21 protein-coding genes are annotated in these 22,814 nt (G+C 67.6%); 12 read left to right on the top strand and 9 right to left on the bottom strand.

Going from position 1 to position 22,814, the window contains the following annotated elements:
• Together A5701_RS17845 and A5701_RS17840 are read right to left on the bottom strand one after the other, a co-directional pair.
• On the bottom strand, positions 1-2,154 hold a 2,154-nt coding region (locus tag A5701_RS17845; RefSeq protein WP_067756496.1), incomplete at its 3' end, for a glycogen/starch/alpha-glucan phosphorylase.
• 251 nt (positions 2,155-2,405) lie between these two features.
• Positions 2,406-2,729 carry a multidrug efflux SMR transporter gene (locus A5701_RS17840; protein WP_082950130.1) on the bottom strand — a complete coding sequence of 108 codons (324 nt, stop codon included), beginning with the start codon at positions 2,727-2,729 and terminating at the stop codon, positions 2,406-2,408.
• A 67-nt stretch (positions 2,730-2,796) separates the two neighbouring features.
• On the opposite strand from A5701_RS17840, the gene A5701_RS17835 reads away from it, so the two are divergent.
• Genes A5701_RS17835 through A5701_RS17820 form a run of 4 tightly spaced genes read left to right on the top strand, consistent with a single transcriptional unit; the run spans position 2,797 to position 5,945 of the window.
• Entirely contained in the window at positions 2,797-3,714 is a 918-nt protein-coding gene (locus A5701_RS17835; RefSeq protein WP_082969780.1) for an alpha/beta hydrolase, read from the top strand.
• Positions 3,711-4,139 (top strand): DoxX family protein, encoded by a 429-nt coding sequence (locus tag A5701_RS17830; RefSeq protein WP_067756489.1) that lies wholly within the window; start codon positions 3,711-3,713, stop codon positions 4,137-4,139. The genes A5701_RS17835 and A5701_RS17830 overlap by 4 nt, the downstream gene beginning before the upstream one ends.
• Positions 4,140-4,184: 45 nt before the next feature.
• Positions 4,185-4,985 (top strand): SDR family NAD(P)-dependent oxidoreductase, encoded by an 801-nt coding sequence (locus A5701_RS17825; RefSeq protein ID WP_067756486.1) that lies wholly within the window; start codon positions 4,185-4,187, stop codon positions 4,983-4,985.
• Positions 4,986-5,945 (top strand): phosphotransferase family protein, encoded by a 960-nt coding sequence (locus A5701_RS17820; protein WP_067756483.1) that lies wholly within the window; start codon positions 4,986-4,988, stop codon positions 5,943-5,945. It abuts the gene before it with no gap.
• Between the two features lie 12 nt (positions 5,946-5,957).
• Here the strand turns inward: A5701_RS17820 and A5701_RS17815 are convergent, their stop codons facing one another.
• Complete coding sequence (locus A5701_RS17815) at positions 5,958-6,215, bottom strand: hypothetical protein (protein ID WP_067756481.1); 258 nt, start codon at positions 6,213-6,215, stop codon at positions 5,958-5,960.
• Between the two features lie 174 nt (positions 6,216-6,389).
• On the opposite strand from A5701_RS17815, the gene A5701_RS17810 reads away from it, so the two are divergent.
• Positions 6,390-7,088 (top strand): MspA family porin, encoded by a 699-nt coding sequence (locus tag A5701_RS17810; RefSeq protein ID WP_197499047.1) that lies wholly within the window; start codon positions 6,390-6,392, stop codon positions 7,086-7,088.
• 94 nt (positions 7,089-7,182) lie between these two features.
• Here A5701_RS17810 and A5701_RS17805 read toward each other — a convergent pair whose 3' ends face one another.
• From A5701_RS17805 to A5701_RS17790, 4 genes are read right to left on the bottom strand one after another with little or no spacing between them, the layout of a single operon-like run.
• Positions 7,183-8,487, bottom strand: coding sequence for an acyl-CoA dehydrogenase family protein (locus A5701_RS17805; protein WP_067756478.1), 1,305 nt, complete (start codon positions 8,485-8,487; stop codon positions 7,183-7,185).
• Entirely contained in the window at positions 8,488-9,636 is a 1,149-nt protein-coding gene (locus tag A5701_RS17800; RefSeq protein WP_067756505.1) for a CaiB/BaiF CoA-transferase family protein, read from the bottom strand. It abuts the gene before it with no gap.
• Positions 9,633-10,415, bottom strand: coding sequence for an enoyl-CoA hydratase/isomerase family protein (locus A5701_RS17795; protein ID WP_067756475.1), 783 nt, complete (start codon positions 10,413-10,415; stop codon positions 9,633-9,635). Before A5701_RS17795 ends, A5701_RS17800 begins: the two co-directional genes overlap by 4 nt.
• Positions 10,412-11,608: an acetyl-CoA C-acetyltransferase gene (locus tag A5701_RS17790; RefSeq protein WP_231972847.1), complete on the bottom strand. Its 1,197-nt coding sequence runs from the start codon at positions 11,606-11,608 to the stop codon at positions 10,412-10,414. Before A5701_RS17790 ends, A5701_RS17795 begins: the two co-directional genes overlap by 4 nt.
• A 417-nt stretch (positions 11,609-12,025) precedes the next feature.
• On the opposite strand from A5701_RS17790, the gene A5701_RS17785 reads away from it, so the two are divergent.
• Entirely contained in the window at positions 12,026-12,982 is a 957-nt protein-coding gene (locus A5701_RS17785; RefSeq protein ID WP_067756472.1) for an LLM class F420-dependent oxidoreductase, read from the top strand.
• On the opposite strand, the gene adhE is transcribed toward A5701_RS17785, so the two are convergent.
• Complete coding sequence (gene adhE, locus A5701_RS17780; RefSeq protein WP_067756469.1) at positions 12,967-15,597, bottom strand: bifunctional acetaldehyde-CoA/alcohol dehydrogenase; 2,631 nt, start codon at positions 15,595-15,597, stop codon at positions 12,967-12,969. The genes A5701_RS17785 and adhE overlap by 16 nt on opposite strands.
• A 174-nt stretch (positions 15,598-15,771) precedes the next feature.
• On the opposite strand from adhE, the gene A5701_RS17775 reads away from it, so the two are divergent.
• Complete coding sequence (locus A5701_RS17775) at positions 15,772-15,966, top strand: ferredoxin (protein WP_067756466.1); 195 nt, start codon at positions 15,772-15,774, stop codon at positions 15,964-15,966.
• Here A5701_RS17775 and A5701_RS17770 read toward each other — a convergent pair.
• On the bottom strand, positions 15,959-16,633 hold the full coding sequence (locus tag A5701_RS17770; RefSeq protein ID WP_197505007.1) for a response regulator transcription factor: 675 nt from the start codon (positions 16,631-16,633) through the stop codon (positions 15,959-15,961). The genes A5701_RS17775 and A5701_RS17770 overlap by 8 nt on opposite strands.
• 36 nt (positions 16,634-16,669) lie before the next feature.
• Between A5701_RS17770 and A5701_RS17765 the strand changes: the two genes are divergently transcribed.
• The 5 genes from A5701_RS17765 to A5701_RS17745 form a co-directional block, all read left to right on the top strand.
• Positions 16,670-17,968, top strand: coding sequence for a sensor histidine kinase KdpD (locus tag A5701_RS17765; RefSeq protein WP_231972846.1), 1,299 nt, complete (start codon positions 16,670-16,672; stop codon positions 17,966-17,968).
• Between the two features lie 136 nt (positions 17,969-18,104).
• Complete coding sequence (locus A5701_RS17760) at positions 18,105-19,379, top strand: cytochrome P450 (protein ID WP_067756458.1); 1,275 nt, start codon at positions 18,105-18,107, stop codon at positions 19,377-19,379.
• A gap of 16 nt (positions 19,380-19,395) precedes the next feature.
• Positions 19,396-20,502, top strand: a complete 1,107-nt coding sequence (locus A5701_RS17755; RefSeq protein WP_067756455.1) for an NDMA-dependent alcohol dehydrogenase — start codon at positions 19,396-19,398, stop codon at positions 20,500-20,502.
• Positions 20,503-20,648: 146 nt separating this feature from the next.
• Positions 20,649-22,166 carry an aldehyde dehydrogenase gene (locus A5701_RS17750; protein WP_067756452.1) on the top strand — a complete coding sequence of 506 codons (1,518 nt, stop codon included), beginning with the start codon at positions 20,649-20,651 and terminating at the stop codon, positions 22,164-22,166.
• A 3-nt stretch (positions 22,167-22,169) separates the two neighbouring features.
• The coding region (locus A5701_RS17745; protein ID WP_156670141.1) for an AMP-binding protein at positions 22,170-22,814 on the top strand (645 nt) is incomplete at its 3' end.

Genomic DNA, 22,814 nt, shown 5'->3' with positions numbered 1-22,814 from the left:
CACCGCGCGCAGCTCGGCGTCACCGTCGATGTAGTCGGCCGGGCGGTACCCGCTCGCCTTGACCGCCTCGACCTCCTGCTCGGTCAGGCCGAACAGGAAGAAGTTCTCCGCACCCACCTCGTCGCGCATCTCCACGTTCGCGCCGTCGAGCGTGCCGACCGTCAGCGCGCCGTTGATCATGAACTTCATGTTCCCGGTGCCCGACGCTTCCTTGCCCGCGGTGGAGATCTGCTCGGACAGGTCGGCGGCGGGGTAGATCATGTGGGCGTTCTGCACGTTGAAGTTGGGCACGAACGCGACCCTCAGGAATCGGTTGACGTCCGGGTCGGCGTTGACGGTTTCCCCAACGGCGTTGATCAGCTTGATGATTCGCTTCGCCATGAAGTACCCGGGCGCCGCCTTGCCGCCGAAGATGAAGGCACGCTGCGGAATGGACAGGCCGGGGTTCTGCTTGAGCCGGTGGTACAGCGCCACGACGTGCAGCACGTTGAGATGCTGACGCTTGTACTCGTGGATGCGCTTGACCTGGACGTCGAACATCCAGTCCGGATTGAGTTCGACGCCGGCCACCGAGCGGATGTACTTGGCCAGGCGCGCCTTGTTATTGCGTTTGATGTCACGCCATTCCCGCCGGAAGGCGGCGTCCTCGGCGAATGGCTCCAGGCCGCGCAGACGTCCCAGATCGGTCAACCAGCCGTCACCGACGGTGCGGTCCAACAGTTCCCGGAGCCCGGGATTGGCCAGCGCAAGGAAGCGGCGCGGCGTCACGCCATTGGTCTTATTGCTGAAACGCTCGGGCCACATCTCGTAGAAGTCCTTGAGCACACTGCTTTTCAGGAGCTCCGAGTGCAGGGCGGCGACGCCGTTGATGGCGTGGCTGCCCACCGTGGCCAGGTGCGCCATTCGGACGTTCTTGCCGCCGTTTTCGCCGATGAGCGACATCCGGCCGATCCGCTCCTCGTCACCGGGGAACCGGGCGCGCACCGCGTCGAGGAACCGGCGGTTGATTTCGTAGATGATCTCGAGATGGCGCGGTAGCGCTTCCGCGAAGAGCTCCAGCGGCCAGGTCTCCAGCGCCTCCGGCAGCAGGGTGTGGTTGGTGTAGCCGAACGTGGCGACCGTGATTTCCCACGCCTCGTCCCAGTCCAGCTGTCGCTCGTCGACAAGCAACCGCATCAGTTCGGCGACGCCGATCGAGGGATGGGTGTCGTTGAGCTGCACGGCAAACCGCTGGGGTAGCTCCCTGACGGAGACGTCGGCCAGGTCGTCCATGATGTGCAGCACGTGTTGCAGGGAGCACGACACGAAGAAGTACTGCTGCAGCAGGCGCAACTGTTTGCCCGCCTCCGGCTCGTCGTTCGGATACAGCACCTTGGTGACCGTTTCCGACATCACCTCGTCTTCGACGGCGCCGTAGTAGTCACCGGTGTTGAACGCTTCCAGCGCGAAAGACTTGACGGCCCGTGCGCTCCACAACGTCAGCACGTTGCAGGTGTTCACCCCGTAACCCTGGATGGGGGTGTCATAGGCGACGCCCTTGAGCACCCGCCCCGGCACCCACCGGACGCGATCATGGCCGCCGTCGTCCGTGTAGTGCGCGGCGTAGCCGCCCCACTTGACCAGGTAGTTGACGTCGGGTTTGGCGATCTCCCAGGGGTTTCCGTGGTCGAGCCAGTTGTCGGTCTGTTCGACCTGCCAGCCGTCGTGGATCTCCTGGTCGAAAATGCCGAACTCGTAGCGGATTCCGTAACCGATCGCCGGCCGCTCCAGGGTGGCCAGCGAGTCCAGATAGCACGCGGCCAGCCGGCCGAGGCCGCCGTTGCCCAGTCCCGGTTCCTCTTCGCACGCCAGTACGGTGTCGAGGTTCTGGCCCATCGCCGCCAGCGCCTCCCGGGCCGCGCGCTCCATGCCGAGGTTCAGCAGATTGTTGCCCAGTTGCGGCCCCATCAGGAATTCCGCCGACAGGTAGCAGGTCACCTTGCGGCCGAGATCGAGCGAGGTTTGCGTCGAGACCACCCGGCGGTCCTGCATGCGGTCGCGCACGGCCAGGGCGAGCGCCCGGTAGTAGTGCTCGGGCCGCCGGGCCGCGGCCGGGCGGCCGATGGAGTAGCGCAGGTGGTCGTTGATGGCCCGCTGCAGTGCGGCCGCGCTCATCCCGGTGCGCGAGTGCTCAACCAGATCCGCCCGCGTAGGGCTGGCGGGAGAGACTCCGTCGGGGGGTGTCTGTTCGACATCGGTCATGGTGGTCCTGCTCCCTAGAGGTTGCCGCAATATCAACCGAGCCGCCCGGGGGACGGCAGAGCGTCAGTCTGGCAGCGATGTTTGCACACCAGGCGCGCGGTTGAAGGCCGTTGCGTAAACAGCAGCTCACGGGCCGGCGACGAAACGGCGGCCCACGCCTAGCCTCAATGGGCGCCGGAGAGGTTCAACGTGACCACGCCGGCGATGATCAACCCGACGCCGACGACCTTCGCGACAGACACCGGCGAGCCGAGAAACAACACGGCGATCAGCACGATCAGGGCGGTGCCGATCGCCGACCACAACGCGTAGGCGACGTCTGTCTGCATGCCGCGCGCGATCGACAGCGCCAACAGCGCGAACGAGACGGCGTAGCCGGTCAGGCAGATGACCGTCGGCCACAGTCGGGTAAAACCCTCCGTGCTCTTGAGCAGGCTGGTCGCGATCACCTCCGCGACGATGGCGCAGAGGAGAAACACATAGGTCAAGACGCCTCCTTGCGTGTGGACGTACATGTATGTGTGTACAGGACGGGTCGTGGAAGGATTGCGCCGTATGACGTTTGCCGCGCAGCCGTTGACGTTCGACGTCGGTGACGTGATCGGGGAGCGGGCGTCGCTTGCGGCGACCCACTATCCGGCGGGCGGCGAGCCGCTCGGGCTCCTGGTTTGCCTGCCGGGCGGCACTTACAGCCGCGACTACTGGGACCTGCGTATTCCCGGGCGGCATGGGTACAGCTTCGCCGAGTTCGCCTCGGGCAACGGCTATGACGTAGTGACCATCGATCCGCTGGGCACGGGTGAAAGTTCGCAACCAGCAAGGGATTTCGGCTTTCCTGACATCGCCGCCACGCTGGCGCACGCGGTGTCCGCGTTGCCCGCCGCAATCGGAGTCCACGCGCCGCCGGTGGCCCTGGCGCATTCCCTCGGCGGCTACCTGGCCATCACCCAGCAAGCGCTGTTCTGCAGCTACGCCGCGCTGGCCCTGCTCGGCTGCACCAATCAGCACGTCGCGCCGCTGAACCTGGACCCCGCATTCATCGCCCGGTCGGCGACCACGCGTGGACGCGCCGACCTCGAGCGGGAGATCCTCGCCGCCTTGCCGCAGCCCTACTTCGAGGGCCCGCGCGAGTATCTGCAGAGCTGGTTTCACCTCGCCGACGTCCCCGCCGACGTTGTCGCGGCGGACTGCGTCGTCGCGAAATCGCTGGTGCCGCGCGTGTTCGGGACCGCCATGATTCCCGGCGTCGTCGCCGAGCGCGCCGCACAGATCGAGGTTCCGGTGTTGATCGGCTACGGCGCCGTCGACGTGTCGCCAGATCCGCGCGCCGAGGCCGGCCTGTATCGCGCCTGCCCCGACATCACCACACTGGTCCTGGCCGACAGCGCGCACTGCCACAACATGGCGTCGAGCCGGCATCGGCTCTGGCGGCGCCTGCTCGACTGGACCGCGACCGTAACCTCTGGATCGTGACGAAGGATCTGAGCCGCTACGCCCCGGCGGTGCTGAGTGTGTTTCGCATTGTCTACGGTCTGCTGTTCGCCGCCTACGGATCGAGGAGCCTGTTCGATTGGCCGGTGGCGTCGCCGGTTCGCGTCGAGTTCGGCTCATGGCCCGGCTGGTACGCCGGGCTCATCGAAGTCGTCGCGGGTGTGCTGATCGCCGCCGGACTGTTCACCCGTGCCGTCGCATTCGTGGCCTCGGGAGAGATGGCGGTCGCCTATTTCTGGATCCACCAGCCACAAGCGCTCTGGCCGGTCGCCGATCCGCCGGCGGGCAACGGCGGCGGCTTGTCGATCCTGTTCTGCTTCGCGTTCTTGCTGCTGGTTTTCACGGGTGGCGGGAGCTACTCGATCGACGCGCTACGCGGGAGGGCACTTCCCCTCAACCGGCGATAATGGCATTCTCTGATACGGAGAAGCCATTTCCGTAGGAGGTCGAGGATGAGCGCGGACCAACGGTGCGATGGGATGGTGGCCCTCGTCACCGGCAGCAGCCGGGGGCTGGGCAAGGCGATCGCCGCACGGCTCGCCACGCGCGGTGCCACGGTCGCGCTGACCGCCCGCACGATGGACCCGGACCCCAAGTACCAGGGCTCGTTGGGCGAGACCCTGGCCGAGATCGTCGCCGGCGGCGGGAAGGCCGTCGCGGTCCAAGCCGACCTGTCGCGGCCCGAGGAACGGGAAAGGCTGTTCGCCGAAGTGGTCAGCGCCGTCGGCGCCCCCGACATCCTGGTCAACAACGCGGCGGTGACCTTCCTGCGGCCCCTGGACGGCTTCCCGGAACGGCGGGCCCGCCTGATGATGGAGATGCATGTCCTCGGCCCATTGCAGTTGAGCCAGTTGGCGATTCCCGCAATGCGGGAGCGCGGGCGGGGCTGGATCCTGAACCTGACCTCGTTGGGCGGTGACCTGCCACCGGGCCCGCCGTTCTCCGAGTTCGACCGCACCGCGGGCTTCGGCTTCTACGGGACGGTCAAGGCCGCGCTCAACCGGCTGACGAAAAGCCTTGCGGCCGAACTGTACGACGACGGGATCGCCGTCAACGCCGCCGCTCCCAGCAATCCCGTGGCCACGCCCGGGGCCGGCGCCCTCGACCTGGCCAAGACCGACACCGAAGACATCGAACTGATCACCGAGACGGCCTTCCGGCTGTGTACCGGTGACCCGAAGATCCTGACCGGACGCATCGCGCACACCCAGCCCTTCCTCGCCGAGGTCGGCTGGACCAGGTCGGCCGGCTGAATGGCCGAACTGGACTTAGACGAGCTGCGGCGGCGCCTGGCGGGCGCCGGAATCACCGGCGTCGCACCGATTTCCGGGGGCGCCTCCAGCCTCACCTTCCGGGGCGCCCTGGACGGGCGGCCCGCGGTGATCAAGGTCGCCCCGCCCGGGGTCGAACCGGTCGCGCATCGCGACGTGCTGCGGCAGGCCCGCCTCATGAAAGCCCTTGCGGGCAGCGCGGTTCCGGTGCCCGAGGTGTTATGGGAGGACCCGGGGAAACCGCCACACACACCGCCGCTGTTCGTGATGTCACACGTTGAAGGCGAATGCGTCGAACCGCTTTTCGACGGTTGCACCGGCGGCGCCGGCTTGGCCGAGCGGTACCGCAATGCATGCCGGGCCATGGCCGCGTTGCACGGTTTGCGGCCCGGCGAAATCGGCCTGGGTGATGAACCGATTGTCGATGCGGTCGCAGAAGTCTGGCGTTGGTCCGAGACGCTGCAGACCGTCGATGCGGCGCTGGTGCCCGATTGGCCCGGGGTGCGCGACGCGTTGTTGGGTTGCGCGCCAACGCCTATGGGGCCGAGCGTGGTGCACGGTGACTTCCGTCTGGGCAACCTGATGGCGACCGGCTCGTGCATCAACGCGGTGATCGACTGGGAGATCTGGTCGGTGGGCGATCCGCGGATCGACGCCGGCTGGTTCCTGATCAACTGCGACCCGGACACGTACCGGCGCGTTGCGCGCTCGACGGCCGAGGTGCCCCCCGTCGCCGAACTCGCCGACATCTATCGGAAAGAACTGGGCCGCAACATCACCGACGTGGCCTGGTTCCGCGCGCTCGCCTGCTTCAAATCGGCGGCGACGTGGTCGCTGATCGTCAAGCACAATCGGCGACGAGCGGCCCCGCGAGCGGAACTGGAAGCGATGGCGACAACGCTGCCGGGCTTGCTGGACCGGGCGCAGTCACTGCTGATCTGACGGTGCGGGTGATCAGGCGCAATTGGCGTGGAGATTTTGGCACCACATCCCGACGCCACCCCAGTCACCCGAAGAGCCGACTGAATCTTCGTATGGGTTCGTCATCGTCGTCGGGTACTGGATCTGCCATTCGTCGATCGTCGGGATGTCGTCCACCTGGCCCGGGTCTGGAGACGCGAGCGCCGTTCCGACCGCGAATCCGCCGGCGCCGGTCATGACTGCGACGGCCACCGAACCCACGACAAGTACGGTGGCGAATCTGCGCTTCATGGTCGCGGCCCTTCCGTCGTTTGCCTGAACTGCCGGCTAACAAAGCCTAATTCTAGCTTCGGCGTCCAAGTCGCATAAGAGTCACGAACGCACAACGACTTTGATCGGGCGCCCAGCAAATTTCGCGACTCGAAACGGCAAGTGCGTACGTTGGCGTGCGTGAGGCCGGTAACCGTGGTCGTTCGTCGTGCCCTGGTGGTCGCCGCTTGCCTCGTTTTGTCTGTGGTCACGGCGCCGGCGGCGTCCGGTGATCCCGATGACGGTCCCGAGATCGAGCCTGCCGCTGCGACTTCGGCACCGGCCGATGGGACGGTGCCATCGAATCCCCCCGTCCTGTTGAACACTCCCGACGGCTGGACCCTGGGGCTGGGCGCCAAGGACGAGATGCAAGTCCCGGTGGCACCGCTGACCACCTCCATCGCCTCGCGCGAATACATGGCCAGCGGCATCTTCGTCGGCTCGCTGAAAGGACCGGAAGAGCCCCACGGAATCCTGGAGGTGGGTTACCAGATCGGCTGCGGGATCGATATGAGTACATCCAACGGCGTGATCATGGAGGGTGGTGCCGGCATCATCCCCGGCGTCAGCCCCACCTTCGACACCACCGGTACGTTGCCGCCCCTGCTGCCGTTCGTTTCGACGCCGATGAACGGCGTGATGAGCATCGGAATGAAACCCGGCCTCGTCCTGACGGTGCCGGTGATCAAGAAGAATTTCAAGGGTGCGAACCCCTGGGTGATGATCAGCAACTTCCACATCAAGATCGACGGATGCGTCGGCCAGTCCTTCATCCGTTCCTACGCGGTGCTCACTCGGATGACCGATCTGTCCGACGTGGTGCTGTCGTATGTCGGCGTCACGAAAGCCGTCTAAGGCGTACGGTGGCGACCCGCTTCGCCCGGCTCCGCCGCGCTAGCGATCGCCACGGGCCCGATGGTGGCGACCCGCTTCGCCCGGCTCCGCCGCGCTAGCGATCGCCACGCCGCGGGATGCCGGCCAACTTGTCGGCGAACTTGGCCTCGGCCGCCGCGCGCAACCGCAGCAGATGTTCGGACGGGAACAGGTCGGGCGCGGGAGTGCGGTCCTTCAGCAGCAAGCGGGCCAGCGTCACCTTGTGCACCTCGGTGGGGCCGTCGGCAAGCCCCAGCACGAACGACTCCACCAGGTACTGCACGAACGGCATCTCGTGGGTGGTACCCAGCGAGCCGTGCAGCTGCAGCGCCCGCGACGACACGTCGTGTAGCACCTTCTGCATCATCGCCTTCACCGCCGAGATGTCTGCCCGCACCGCCTTGTAATCGTTGAATTGGTCTATCTTCCAAGCGGTTTGCAGGGTCAGCAGCCGGAAGGCCTCGATCTCCATCCAGGAGTCGGCGATCATCTCCTGGACGAGTTGCTTGTTCGAAAGCGCCTCGCCCTGCGTGTACCGCGAAACCGCCCGCTCGCAGAGCATGTCGAAGATCCGGCGGACCAGGCCGACCGTGCGCATCGCGTGGTGAATCCGCCCGCCGCCCAGGCGGGTTTGGGCCACGACGAAGGCCCCGCCCCGCGGACCCAGCATGTGGTCGGCCGGCACCCGGACGTTCTCGTAGCGGACATAGCCCTCACGCCCGCCGCCCACCGGCTGATAGCCGAGGCCGACGTCGCGCAGCACGTTGATGCCGGGCGTGTCGCCGGGCACGACGAACATCGAGTAACGCTGATAGGGCGGCGCGTCGGGATCGGTCATGGCCATCACGATCAGGAATGACGCCATCGAGGCGAATGACGAGAACCACTTCTCCCCGTTGATGATCCAGTGATTCCCGTCCTGCACCGCGGTGGTGCGGAAGACCTTGGGGTCGGCGCCGCCCTGCGGCTCTGTCATCGAGAAGCAGGACACGATGCGGTTGTCGAGCAGCGGCTCGAGATAGCGGACCTTGAGCTCGGGCGTGCCGTAGTGCGCCAGGATCTCGCTGTTGCCGGAGTCGGGGGCCTGGGAGCCGAATACGATCGGCGCGCACTCCGAGCGGCCCAGGATCTCGTTGAGCAGCGCGAGTTTCACCTGGCCGTAGCCCGGGCCGCCCAGGTGCGGCCCGAGGTGGGTGGCCCACAGGCCACGCTCCTTGACGATGTCTTGCAGGGGTGGAATCAGCGCCTGGCGCACCGGGTCGTTGAGGTCATGGGATTCCTTGACGATCAGGTCGATGGGTTCGCACTCTTCGCGCACGAAGTCCTCGACCCATTTGAGTTGCCGTGCCCATTCGGGATCGGTGGAGAAGTCCCACGACATCTATCGGCCCTCTCGGTTGCTTTGTGCCACCACGCCCGCCTGGACAAGCTCGGTGATCTCTTGTGCGTTCAACCCCAGTTCGACCAGCAGCGCGCGCGTGTGATCACCGGGAAGCGATGGCGGTGTCGGGGTGGGCGGCCGGGTGCGGGAGAACCGGGGCGCCGGGGCGGGTTGGGTGACGCCGTCGACGTCGATGAATGTTCGCCGCGCGGTGAGGTGCGGGTGCCGTGGCGCCTCGGCCAGCGAAAGCACCGGTGTCGCACAGCATCCCGGGGTATCGAGGAGCCGCTGCCACTCCTCGGTCGACTTCTCGGCGAAGCGGGTGGCCAGGGCGGCGCGATGGGCGGGCCACGCGCCCGGCGCGTCGTCGTCGTGCGGCACGTCGACGCCGAGGCGATCGCACAGCTCTGCGTAGAACTTCGGCTCCATCGCGCCGACGGCGAAGTGGCCACCGTCGGCGGTGGCGTACACGCCGTAGAAGTGGGCGGCCCCGTCGAGCAGATTGTCGTGGCGCGGGTCGCGCCAGGTGCCGGCGGGCACCATCCCGAAATACGGCGTCAACAGCGTGGCCACCCCATCGACCATGGCGACATCGAGCACCTGACCCGCGCCGGACTCGCGCGCCTCGAGGATGGCGCTGAGCAGGCCCACGGCCAACAGCATTCCCCCACCGCCGTAGTCGCCGACCAGATTCAGCGGCGGCACCCGGGATTCGGCGGGGCCGATGCCGTGCAGGGCGCCCGCCAAAGCGATGTAGTTGATGTCGTGACCGGCGTGGCCGGCCAGCGGCCCGTCCTGCCCGTATCCGGTCATCCGGGCGTAGACCAGACGGGGGTTGCGCCCGCGCAACTCGTCCGGGCCGATGCCGAGTCGTTCTGCCACCCCCGGCCGGTACACGTCGACGAAGGCATCCGCCTCGGCGACCAGGCGATGAACGAGCTCCCTACCGCGAGGGTCCTTGGCGTCGGCGGCGAGCGACCGCTGGCTACGGCGCACCGTGTAGTCGATGGGAAGGGGCCCGTCCACGGCGGCGAGAGCGTCTACGCGGATGACGTCGGCGCCCAAGTCGCCCAACAACATTCCGCAGAACGGGGCAGGCCCCAGGCCGCCCATCATGACGACGCGCACGCCGCGCAGCGGACCCGTCACGACGACCATTTCTTGCGACGCTCGGCCGCCTCGTCGGTGGCATGCGAGATGACCTGGTTGCGGTTCTCCAGCTCCAGCGCCGCCGAGAGGCTGGCGGCGTCGGTGTTGACCTGCAGGGCGCGCTTGGTCAGTTCTGCGCCCAGCGGGGAATGGCTCGCGATGAGCGCGGCCAGCTCGACGGCCCGCTCCGCCAGCCGGTCCGGCTCGACCACCTCGCTCACCAGGCCGCGCCGGTCGGCTTCGGTGGCCGAGACGGTGCGCCCGGTGAGCATCCAGTCGGCGGCCACGCTGGTGCCGACGATGCGCGGCAGGTGGTAGCTCATGCCCATCTCGGCGCCGGAGAGACCGAGCAGGACGGCGGCGTTGCCGAATGATGCGGCGTGCGAACAGATTCGGATATCGGCCGCCAGGCACAACGCGAGCCCGGCCCCGACGCACGGCCCGTTGACGGCGGCGACGACGGGTTGGGGCAACGCCCGCACGGCTTCGGCGAGGGCGGCCATCCGCTCCTGGAAGCGCATCCGGTCCAGCGCGGGCGCGGTGGCATCCAGCATCGAGGGGCCGAAGTCGCGCACGTCGATTCCGGCGCAGAAGCCGCGGCCTGCGCCGGTCAGCACCACGGCGTGCACCGTGCGGTCGGTGGCCAAATCGGCCAGCGCAAGGCGCAATTCGCTTTGCAACGCCTCGTTGATGGCGTTGAGTTGCTTGGGGCGGTTCAGGCGCAGCAGTGCGACCCCCGCGCACGGCCGGTCCAGCTCCAGGGTGTGCGGCACGGTCACACCCGCTCGATGATGGTCGCGGTGCCCATCCCGCCGCCGGTGCACATGGTCACCAGACCCGTTGTCAGATCCCGGCGTTCGAGCTCGTCCAGGAGGGTGCCGATAAGCATCGCCCCGGTGGCGCCGATGGGGTGGCCGAGGGCGATGGCGCCGCCGTTGACATTGACCAGTCCGGGGTCGATGTCGAGATCGCGCATCGTCTTCAGCGGGACCGCGGCGAAGGCCTCGTTGATCTCCCAGAGGTCGATGTCATCGACCGCCATGCCGGCGCGCTGTAGGCAGCGCTGGGCCGCCGGACCGGGGGCGGTCAGCATGATGATCGGTTCGCTACCGATCGCCGCGGCGGCGCGAATCTGTGCGCGCGGGGTGACGCCCGCGGCGTGCATCCAGTTGGAGGACGCGACCAGCACCGCGGCGGCCCCGTCGACCACCCCGGACGAATTGCCCGCGTGGTGCACGTGATCGATGTGGTCGATGCCGGGGTAGCGCTGAGCGCAGATCTCGTCGAATGTGTGCTGCTCGCCGTCGGGGCGGGTGCCGCCCATCGCGGCGAAGGCGGGCTTGAGGCGTGCCAACGTCTCGGTGGTGGTGCCGGGGCGCGGGTGTTCGTCGCGCTCGACTGGCCCGTTCGGTGTGGCCACGTCGACGAGCGAGCCCAGGAACCGGCCCTCGTCGATCGCCACGGCGGCGCGCTCCTGGCTCTGCGCGGCGTAGGCGTCGACGGTTTCGCGGGTGAACCCCTCCAGGGTGGCGATCAGGTCGGCCGAAATTCCCTGCGGCACGGTGGGATATCGCTCGCGGAAGTCGGGGTTTTGGCCGTCGATCGTCGGGGCTCCCACGGTGACGCCCCACCGGGACATCGATTCCACCCCGCCGGCGATCACCAGGTCGTCATTGCCGGCGGCGATGGACGACGCGGCGACGGTGACGGCTTGCTGACCGGAACCGCAGAACCGGTTCAGCGTCATCCCCGGCACGGTCTCGGGCCATTCGGCCAGCAGAACCGCGAGCCGCGCGATGTCGTCGCCGTGGTCGCCGCCGAGGATGCCGTTGCCCGCGATCACGTCGTCGACGTCGGCCGGCTCGAATCCGGTCCGCTCGGCGAGCGCGGTGAGGCAACGCGCGAAGAGGGCCTGCGGGTGGACGGCGTGCAGGCCCCCGTCGGGGCGGCCCCGGCCGCGGGGTGTGCGCACCGCATCGAGAATCCAGGCGTCGATGACGGACTCCGATCGTCGGGAGAGCTCACAGATCACCGGTATCGTAAATCGTCTCTCGGCTTTGGAGAACTACCTTCTCCAAATTGGCGAAGGGATTCTCGCGGGGTGGCCCGGCGCGCCACGGGTGGTCACACCCGTCACACGGCCTTCGCGCGCAGGGTCGCGCGGCGTGGCGGCTGTGGCCGGGTGGGAGGTGAGATCGAGCGCGGCGCCGATCGGCACCGGCATAGCCGCGCAGCGCCGCGAAACCATCTGTCCGGCATGGCGATCCGCAGCGGGGACGTTTCGGGATCGAGGTCTGGCGCCGGGCACCGGCGGATGAACTCCCAAGTGCGCGGCGGATAAACGGCCAAACCGGCGCATACCGCAGGCCGCAGCGGGTAGCCCGCCGCCATGACCAAGATCGGATACTTCCTGTCGTGCGAGCAGTACAGCCCCAAGGAACTCATCGACCAGGCCAAGCGCGCGGAGGCGGCCGGGTTCGATGCGCTGTGGATTTCGGATCATTTCCATCCATGGAACGACGAGCAGGGCCAGAGTCCGTTCGTGTGGGGCGTGATCGGAGCGCTCTCCGAGGTGACGTCGCTGCCGGTGAGCACCGCCGTGACGTGCCCGACCATCCGGACCCATCCGGCGATCATCGCCCAGGCGTCCGCAACCGCCGCGGTGCAACTCGACGGCCGCTTCGTGCTGGGGGTGGGCAGCGGTGAGGCGCTGAACGAACACGTCCTCGGCGATCGGTGGCCGTCGGTGGGCGTGCGGCAGGAAATGCTGGAGGAGGCGGTCGACGTCATTCGCATGCTGCACCGCGGCGACGAGCTGAGCCACCACGGCAAGCACTACGAGGTGCAGGAGGCCCGCATCTACACCCGGCCCGACCAACCGGTGCCCATCTATGTGTCCGGTTTCGGGCCGCAGGGCGCAGAGCTGGCCGGGCGAATCGGCGACGGCTTCGTCCTGGTGATGCCGGAGGCGGACCTGGTCAAGACGTTCCGCGAGGCCGGCGGTGGCAACAAACCGGTACAGGGCGGCACGAAGGTGAGCTGGGACGAAGATGCGGAGGCGGCGCTCAAGGCGGCGCACCGGTTATGGGGGAACGACGCGTTGCCCGGGCAGTCGGCGCAGACCCTGCCGCGGCCCAAGGATTTCGCCGCGCTGATGTCACTCGTGACGCCGGACCAGGTCGCCGAAGCGGTCACCTGCGGACCGGACCCCGACACCCATGTCGCGAAGGTGCGTGAGTACATCGACGCCGACATCGACGAGGTGTACGTCCAGCAGATCGGTCCCGACATGGACGGGTTCTTCGCCGCGTACGAGCGTGACGTGCTGCCTCAGCTACGCGGCTGAGCATCGCCTTGAGCGGCGCCGTAAAAACCCAGCCGGAGCAATTCGGTGATCTCGCTGACCAACGGCATCCGCGGATTTGTACGGTTGCTGAGGTCCTCGAACGCCGTCATCGCCAGCGCGGGCAGCGCGGCCAGGTACTGGTCCTCGTCGACGCCGTACTCCCGCAGGGATCGCGGCATGTCGAGTCGGTTGAGCAGATCATCGACCCCACGGAATAACCGGGCGCGGGATTCGTCGGGTTCATGGCCGCCGAAGATCAGCTGGCCGAGCTGCGCGTATTTGTCCGGCGCCACGTAGGCGGAATATCCCGGCGCGGGCATGAACTTGCTTGGCAGGCTTGCGTTGTACCGCAGCACATGCGGCAGGAAAATCCCGTTCGCCCGACCATGCGAAATTCCGAATCTCGCGCCCACGGCATGGGCGAGCGCGTGATTGGTCCCGACGAACGCATTCGAAAAGGCAAGCCCCGCAAGGGTTGCGGCGTTCGACATGTCGGTCCGCGCGGACAGGTCGTCGGGGTCGTCGTATGCCCTTGGCAACGCATCGAAGATCAGTCGTGCCGCCTGGGCGCACAGCGCGTCCGTATAGGGCGAGGCGAAGATCGAGACCGCGGCCTCCAAAGCATGGGTCAGCGCGTCGATGCCGGTGTCGGCGGTCAGCTTCTGCGGCATCGAGGAGGTCAAGACCGGGTCGACGATTGCGAGGTCGGGCACCAGGCTGTAATCGACGAGCGTCTCCTTCTTGCCGCCCACCGTCAGCACCGCCGCCGGTGAGACTTCCGAACCGGTACCCGATGTCGTTGGGACAGCAACCAATTGGACACGATGACGGTCGACCGGATAATCGGCCACGCGCTTGCGGGGATCGAGGAACGGCATCGTCAGCTCCTCGAGGCCCTTCTCCGGGTGCTCGTAGAACAGCCGGATCGCCTTGCCGGCGTCGAGCACCGAACCGCCGCCCACGGCAAGCAGCAGATCGGGTTGGGCCCGCTCCAGCAGCGCGACACCGCGGCGGATGGTGGTTTCGTCGGGCTCCGGCGTCACCTCGCTGAAGACCTGCACGTGCTCGGCGCGCAACTTGCCGCGGAGCTGGTCGACGACGCCGCGCTCTTCGGTGAGGGCATCGGTGATGATGACGACGGTATCGCCGTCGAGTTCGCGCAGGTTGTCCAGTGCGCCCTCGTTGAAGTAGGTGTTGGACGGGACGCGGAACCATTGCGGCGGGGTGCGGCGCCGCGAGACCGTCTTGATGTTCAGCAGCTGCCGGTAGTTGACGTTCTCCGTCGTGCTGGATCCGCCCCACGTGCCGCAACCCAACGAGAAGGTGGGGGTCAGGTTGTTGTACACCCCGCCGAGGGCCCCGACCGCGGTGGGGGCGTTGACCAGAATCCGGCCGGTGCGGACCGCCAGGCCGTACGCGTCGATGACCTCCTCGTCGTTGGCGTAGATGGCCGAGGTGTGGCCCAGACCGCCGTGCTCGGTGACCAGGACGGCGACGTCGATGGCGTGCTGAACGCTGCGTGCCCGCACCACGCCGAGCACCGGCATCAGCTTCTCCTGCAACAGGGGGTGTTCGGCGAGTTCGTCCAAGTCGGCGGGCAGCTGCGCCAGCAGTACCTTGACGGTCGGTGACACGCTGAAGCCCGCCCGGTCGGCCAGCTCGGACGCCTTCTGTCCGACGGCCTCGAGCGAGACCTTGTCGCCGCAGCCAAACGCGAATTCCGCCAGGGCGTTCGCCTGGTCCGGGGTGAGCAACTGGGCGCCCATCCGCTCGAATTCGGCCATCATCTCGTCATAGACCTCGTCGTCGATGACGCAGGTTTGCTCGGCCGGGCAGATGACAGAAGAGTCGAAGGTTTTCGAGATCAGGATGTCGACGACCGCGCCCTTGATGTCCGCCGTCTTGTGGATGTAGATCGGTGCGTTCCCGGGGCCGACCGACAGGCCGGGCTTTCCGGCGGAATTCGCCAGCGCCACGATCTTCGGCCCACCGGTCACCCAGATGAAGTCGACTCCCGGATGTTTGAACAGATAGTGGGTGACCTCGTGCGCGGCGTCGGGGATGACCTGTAGCGCCCCCGGCGGCAGCCCGGCCGCTTCGGCCGCCGTGCGAAGGATCTCCACGCTGCGTTCGCAGCAGCCGACCGCATACGGTGACGGCCGGAAGAGGATGGCGTTGCGGGTCTTCGCGGCGACGATCGCCTTGAACAGGACGGTCGACGTCGGGTTGGTAACCGGGGTGATGGCCAGCACGACCCCGATCGGCTCCGCCACGTAGGCGATGTTGTGCTCGACGTCCTCGTCGACGACCCCCACCGATTTCTTGCCCCGCAGATAGTCGTGCAGGAACTCGGTGGCCACATAGTTCTTGACGACTTTGTCCTCGAAGACGCCGAAGCCCGTCTCCTCGATCGCGACACTTGCCAGTTCCCCCGCGGCGCGTACCCCCGCGCGGACCATCGCCTCGACGATGGCATCGACCTGCTGCTGGTCGAGGTTGCGGAACTCCCGGGCCGCCGCGGCCGCCGCGTCGACGATCGCGTCGATTTCGTGCCTGCGCTGTTCGGCGACCTCGGGCGCTTCGATGGAGGTGGGCTCGGTTTGCGTGGTGGTCATGATCGGGTTCTCGGTTCAGGAAGGGACACTGGCGGCTCCAGAATGAGCAGATGCTACGTCGTACGCGTCGACGCAAAGTAGGGCTGAAAGGCCCTCGACGGGCTGGCCCGGCCAGGCCACATCTGGCGCGATTGGACCGACTGCGGTGCCCGTCGGGCGCCGATACTGGCGGTCATGCGCATCACCGTCGACTACGGCCTGTGTGAGGGACACGGGCAGTGCCTGCTGGCCGCTCCCGATGTTTTCGACATTCCCGACGGTGCCGATCAAGTGGTCGTGCTCGAGCCCGACCCGCCCGAAGCCGAGCGTGACCGGGTGATCCGGGCGGCCGCGATGTGCCCCGCCCAAGCGATCCAGATCCTCAGCTGATCCGGCCGGTCTCGGCGACGTCATCGAGCAACCGGTAGCGGCCGGCCAGCGCCGCGGCGGCGATGCGGTTGCCGACCCCGAGTTTGTGCAGCAGCGACGCCACCATGCGTTTGGCGGTGCGCTCCGACACCAGCATCCGCTGGGCGATGTCGCCGGTCTCCATACCGGCCGCGAGCAGGGTCCACAGCTGAAGATCCTGGGCGCTGAGATTGTCCAGCAGCTCGGACGGCGGCTTGCGGGTGTTGCTGAGCAACGCGTCGAGCAGGGCGCCGTCGACGACCCGCAGGCCCTCCGCGATGGTCCATAGGGGCCCCGCCAGCGCCTCGGGCCGCGCGGTTTTGGACAGGAAGCCGTCGGCACCGGCCCGCAACGCCTCCTCGGCCAGTGCCAGGTCGTCGGTACCCGACAGCGCCAGGATCCGGGTCCTCGGCCGGCGCGCCTTGACATGCCGGATCGCCGCGACCCCGCCCAAGGGCGGCATCGACAGGTCGATGATCGCGACGTCGGCGTCGCAGCGGGCCACCAGGTCGGCGGCCTCTTCCACGTAGGTCGTCTGGCCGCCGACGCTGAACAGTTCGCCCCACTCGCGGGTCAGCAACAGGGCGAGGCCCTGCGCGAACAGCTCGTGGTCATCCACGATCACCACGACGTATGGCGAGCGAGTCATTGCCGCGATGCTAACCCCAACCCTATGGTCAGCTGGGTGAGACCGCTCGATCACCTCGGAACCACGGTGGACTTCGACGGCGAGGACTACGGGCTGGCCCGCACGGTCGTCGCGGTACGAGTTGCCGTCGTCGTATCGGTCGGCGTGCTGATGGGGATCGGACCCCAGTGGCTCCGGCAGCACACGGCGACCACCCTGGCGGTGTTGGGCGCGGCGATGGTCTACGCGGCCGTCGTGATGGCCTATCCGCAGCTGGAGGTCCGGCGCACCCGCTATTCATGGTTGGTCACCGGCTTCGACTCGGCGTTCACGCTGGCGCTCATCGCCTTGAGCGGAGGGGTGTACAGCCCGGTGGTCCCGGTGTTGGCGCTGGCCGTGATCGCCTCGGCGGCACGACTGTCTTTCGGTGAAACCCTCTTGGTCGCAGTGCTTTTGGGCGCGATCTATATCCCGGTCGCGCTGGTCTCGTCGCCGGGGCTCCCGGCCACCGCGGCCCCGGCGCTCCTGGCGGGCTGGTCGGCGGTGTTTCTGATCTTCGTCGCGGTCATCACCGCGGGGCTGTCCACGCTCGCCGAACGCGAACACCGCTCCCGGCTGCGCGCCCTGGTGGAAGCCGAGGCCGAACACGCCGCCGCCGAAGAGGAGCGCGACCTGCGGGCGCGCCTGCTGCGGTCCTACCAGTCGCAACAGGATGGACTCCAGGTTCTGGTGCACGAATTCCGCACCCCCATCACGTCTCTGGAGGCGCTGACCGAGGCCCTGACTTCGGCGCGGCCGATGTCGCAGGCCGACCGGGAAACCAGTCTGCAACTGGTGGCCCGGCACGTGCGCCACCTCGCCGACATGCTCGACGCCCTCTCCGACGTCGCGCTGAGTCGCCGCCCGACGTTTTCGGCGGGGAAGGTCCGCCGGGTCGACGTGGCCGACCTGATCGTCGCGGCCGCCGACGCGGTCGGCCTCGGCGTGCCGCGGCTGCGACTGAGCGTCGGCGATGACCTGACCGCCGTGGCCGTCAACGCCCAGGGTCTGCGCCGGCTGCTGACCAACCTGCTGGAGAACGCGTCTCGGCACGGCCGCGGCGAACCGGTCGACGTCGCGTGCGCGCGCGAAGGCGGAGAGTTGGTCTGCACTGTGGCCGACCGGGGACCGGGCATCCCGGCCGAAAGCCTTGGCGAGCTGACCACCAAATACGTCAGCGTGGGCGGCCAGCGGGGCACCGCCGGGCTCGGCCTGTGGATCGTGCAGCAGATCGCCGAGGCGATGGGCGGCCGGGTCGAATTCGGGGCGCGCGACGGCGGCGGCCTGATCGCCACCTTCCGCGCACCCATCGCCTGATCGGCGGTGCCCGGCGCTGGCCCGTGCAGGCCAGTGATTGGCACACGCGCCTATGCCGCACCGCCGTCGCGCTGACCAGCATGGGGGCGAAGCCGCGGTGACGCGCACCACTGCGCACCGCCAGAAAGGGCCCCTGATGACCGCACCCACGACCGCGCCCACCCACAAAGACATCGACCTGAGCGCCCGGGAGTTCTGGGCGAGACCCCCGGAAGAGCGGGACGCCGCCTTCGCCGTCCTGCGCGCGGAGAATCCCGTGCCGTGGAGTCGCCCCGCGGAGTCGGACCTGCTGCCCCCCGAGCTCAACACCAGGGGGTTCTGGTCGCTGACCAAACAGGACGACATCCGGATGGCCAGCCGTCACCCGGAGATCTTCTCCTCCGCCCAGGGCATCACGATGGAGGACTTCGCACCCGAGGCGGTGGAGATCGCGCAGTCGTTCATCGCCATGGACGCCCCGCGCCACACCCAGCTCCGCGGGATCACCACGGAGGCCTTCAAGCCCAAGAACGTGCGCCGCTTGGAAGGCTGGATCCGCGGCCACGCCCACGACCTGGTCAGCGAGATGGCGCACCTTGGTGAGGGCGACTTCGTCCAACTCGTGTCGGTAAAGCTGCCCGGCCGCATCTTCGGCAGCTTCTTCGGGCTGCCCGACGGTGAGCTGCGCGACAAGGCCGTCACCGCCGCCCAGCGGCTGGTGGGCTGGACCGACCCGAACATCCGCGGCGAGCAGAGCGAACTCGAGCTGTTCATGGGCGCCGTGATGGACCTGCACGAGGTGGCAACGGTGCTGATCCCCGAGCGGCGGGCCAACCCCGGCGACGACTTGATGACGTGGATGGTGCAGGCCGAGTTCGACGGCAAGAAGATGACCGACGACGAGCTGAAGGCGTTCTTCGTGTTGATGGGCGTCGCGTCCAACGACACCACGCGGCACGCCTCGGCCCACGCCATCGCCGCCCTCTCGAAGTTCCCCGACCAGCGCGCGCTGCTCGCCGAGGACGTCGAGGGGCGCGTCGGCACCGCCGTCGAGGAGGTGTTGCGCTGGGGATCGCCGCTGCTCCACATGCGCCGCACCGCCACCCAGGACATCACCGTGCGCGGCTCACAGATCAAAGCCGGAGACAAGGTCGTGCTGTGGTACTACTCGGGCAACCGTGACGAGGATGTCTTCGACGCACCCCATTCGTTCAACATTCTGCGAAACCCCAACCCGCACATCGCCTTCGGCGGGGGAGGCCCGCACTTCTGCCTGGGCGCGGCGCTGGCCCGCACGATGCTCAAGGCATTGCTGACCGAGGTCTACACGCGCATTCCGGATATCTCAGCGCCCGAGCCCCACTATGCTCTTGCCAACTTCATCAACGGTGTGAACAGCCTGCCGGCGACCTGGACACCCGAGAAGCGCTGACTTCAAGGAGGTTTCGATGAAAACGAAGGCAGCGGTGGTGTGGGGACTACACCAGAAATGGTCGGTCGAAGAGGTCGACCTCGACGGGCCGCGGGAGAACGAGGCTCTGGTCAAGGTGGCCGCCGCCGGGCTGTGCCACTCCGACGACCACCTGGTCACCGGCGACATGCCGATGCAGCTACCGGTGGTCGGCGGGCACGAGGGCGCGGGCGTCGTGGTCGAGGTGGGGCCGGGCGTCACCGAAGTGGCCGAGGGCGACAAGGTCGTGCTGAGTTTCATTCCGGCCTGCGGCCGCTGCGAACCGTGTTCGCGCGGGATGAGCAACTTGTGCGTGCTCGGTGCGGCCATCATCGCCGGACCGCAACTCGACGGCACCTTCCGATTCCACGCGAAAGGCCAAGCGCTGGGCCAGATGTGCGTCCTGGGAACGTTCTCCGAGTACACCGTGGTGCCGATGGCCTCGGTGATCAAGGTCGATCCGTCCACCGCGCTGGACACCGCCGCGCTGGTCGGCTGCGGTGTCACCACCGGCTACGGCAGCATGGTGCGCACCGGAGCGGCACGGGACGGCGACACCGTGGTGGTCATGGGTGTGGGCGGCATCGGAATGAATGCCGTGCAGGGCGCGCGGATCGCGGGCGCACGCGTGATCGTCGCGCTCGATCCCGTCGAGTACAAACGCCGCCGTTCTCTGGAGTTCGGGGCCACCCACACCGCGGCGACGGTCGAGGAGGCCCACGCCCTGATCACCGACCAGACCCGCGGCCAGATGGCCGACGTATGCGTGGTCAGCACCGACTCGGCTGAGGGTGCATACGTAGCGCAGGCGTTGAGCCTGGTCGGCAAGCGCGGCAGAGTGGTCATGACCGCGATCCCGCACCCGACGGACACCTCCGTCGACATGTCGCTGTTCGACTTGATCATGTACGAAAAGCAGGTCCGCGGTTCGGTTTTCGGGTCGTCGAATCCCCGTCACGACATCCCCCGCATGCTCGATCTGTATCACGCCGGACGGCTCAAGCTCGACGAACTCGTCACCCGCGAGTACACGCTCGAAGAGATCAATCAGGGCTACGACGACATGCGCGCGGGTGTGAATCTGCGTGGGCTGATCCGCTTCTGAACAGTTCATGAGCCTCATCATCATTTTCGTCATTATTGCTGCCCCGCTGGGGATCCCGGCCGGGGTTAGCGCGGCCCACCACGCCGCCGATCGATTCAAGAGTTTCGTACGTTGGCGCCGACGGATCCGATGAACATAAGGAAGACATGACCGACATTCCGCACTATCCGATGTACATCGACGGGCGTTGGCGCGACGCGTCAAGCAGCTTGGAGGTGCGCGATCCCGCTACCAATGAATTGGTCGCGACAGTCGCGCGGGGCGATGTCGCTACAGCCGACGAGGCCGTCGCTGCGGCAAGGGCGGCACATGCCTCCGGTGTCTGGCGACTGACGCCCCCGGACGAACGCGCCCGCATCCTCGATGCGATCGCCGGCAACCTCGCCGCGCGGTTCGACGAGTTGACCGCGCTGCAGGTTCGCGAAAACGGCGCAACCGCACGGACAGCGGGCACGTTTCTCTTGGGCTACTCGATCGCCCACCTGAAGTACTTCGCCTCGCAGGCGCGATCGTATGCGTTCGAGGAAGCCGGCCCCTTGATCGAGACACCCACGCTGGCCACCGGTCTGCTCCGTCGCGAGCCCGTGGGCGTCTGCGCCGGCATCGTGCCGTGGAATTTTCCGTTGCTCCTGGCGGTGTGGAAGCTGGGCCCCGCCCTGGCGGCCGGCAACACGATAGTGCTCAAACCCGACGACCAGACCCCGCTGACTCTGCTCGAATTGGCCAGGGCGGCCGACGAAGTCGGGCTGCCCGCGGGGGTGCTGAACGTTGTCACGGGATCCGGGCCGGTCGTCGGCGCCCGGCTCGCCGAACACCGCGATGTGCGCAAGTTGGCTTTCACCGGCTCGACCGAAGTCGGTAAGACCGTGATGCGCGCCGCCGCCGACAACGTCAAGAAGGTCACTCTGGAGTTGGGCGGCAAGGGCGCCAACATCGTTTGCGACGATGCCGACCTGGACCTGGCTGTCGACGGCACGCTGTTCGGATTCCTGCTGATGTGTGGTCAGGCCTGCGAGTCCGGAACCCGGCTGTTGCTGCACGCATCGATTCACGACGAGTTCGTGCGACGGCTGGTCGCCCGTGCGTCCACCCTTGTCGTGGGTAATCCGATGGACCCGGCCACCGATGTCGGGCCGCTGATATCCGCCAAACAGAAAGCGCGCGTGGAGAAGTACATCGCGCTCGGGCAAGAGGAGGGCTGCAAGATCGCGTTCCAGGGCGCGGTCCCCGCCGACGCCGGGCTCGTCGATGGCCATTGGGTCGCCCCGACGATCCTGACCGGCGCAACCAACGACATGCGGGTGGCGCGAGAGGAGATCTTCGGGCCGGTGCTGGTCGTGATCGAGTACGCCGACGACGCCGAGGCCGTCGCGATCGCCAACGACAGCGAGTACGGATTGTCGGCGGGCGTGTGGAGCACCGACAACGAACGGGCACTGGCTATCGCGCGCGAGTTGGAATCCGGCACGGTATGGATCAACGACTGGCACATGGTCAATGCGATGTTCCCGTTCGGCGGCGTGAAGCAAAGCGGTCTGGGCCGTGAGCTCGGGCCGCGTGCCCTCGACGAGTACACCGAGCAGAAGTTCGTGCACATCGACATGACCAATGACCGTGCCAAGCGGGTCTATCCCGTGGTCGTTTCAGCCGCCGCGGCGAGCTGACCGATGTACCCGGGTACCCACGCGGACAATGCCCCTGAGCGCCCCGCGGTCATTCTGGCGGAGTCCGGAAAAGTGTTGACCTACCGGCAACTCGACGACAACTCCGCCGCGCTTGCGCGGGTGCTGTACGACGCCGGGCTCCGCCGCGGCGACGTCGTCGCACTGCTCTCCGACAACGCCGCCGAGGTCTTCGAGGTGTACTGGGCGACGCAACGATCGGGCCTCTACATCACCGCCGTCAATCACCACCTGACGGCGCGGGAGGCCGGCTACATCGTGCGTGACGCGGATGCACGCGCGCTGATAGCCTCGGCTGCGCTGGCCGACCTGGCAATCGACGTCAGCGTGCAGGTCGAAGGTCCCGGGCTGCGGCTTGCCTTCGGCGGTGACGTCGACGGTTTCGCCTGCTACAAAACGGCCCTCGCCGAGGCCGGCCCCCGCCTGCCCCGGGAACCATCCGGCGCGGTCATGTTGTACTCCTCCGGCACAACGGGATTCCCCAAGGGGATCAAGCCCCCGCTGCCGCATCGGCGTGTCGACGAACCCGGCGATCCGATCGTGGCGATGGCCAGCCACTTCTACGGAATTACAGCCAGCGACGTCTACCTCTCGCCGGCGCCCGTCTACCACGCCGCACCATCGCAGGGG

This window comes from Mycobacterium sp. E3305, from assembly GCF_001666785.1.
Classification (GTDB): domain Bacteria; phylum Actinomycetota; class Actinomycetes; order Mycobacteriales; family Mycobacteriaceae; genus Mycobacterium.
Note: the sequence above shows the minus strand (reverse complement) of the source record. Positions and strands in the feature narration are given on the sequence as shown.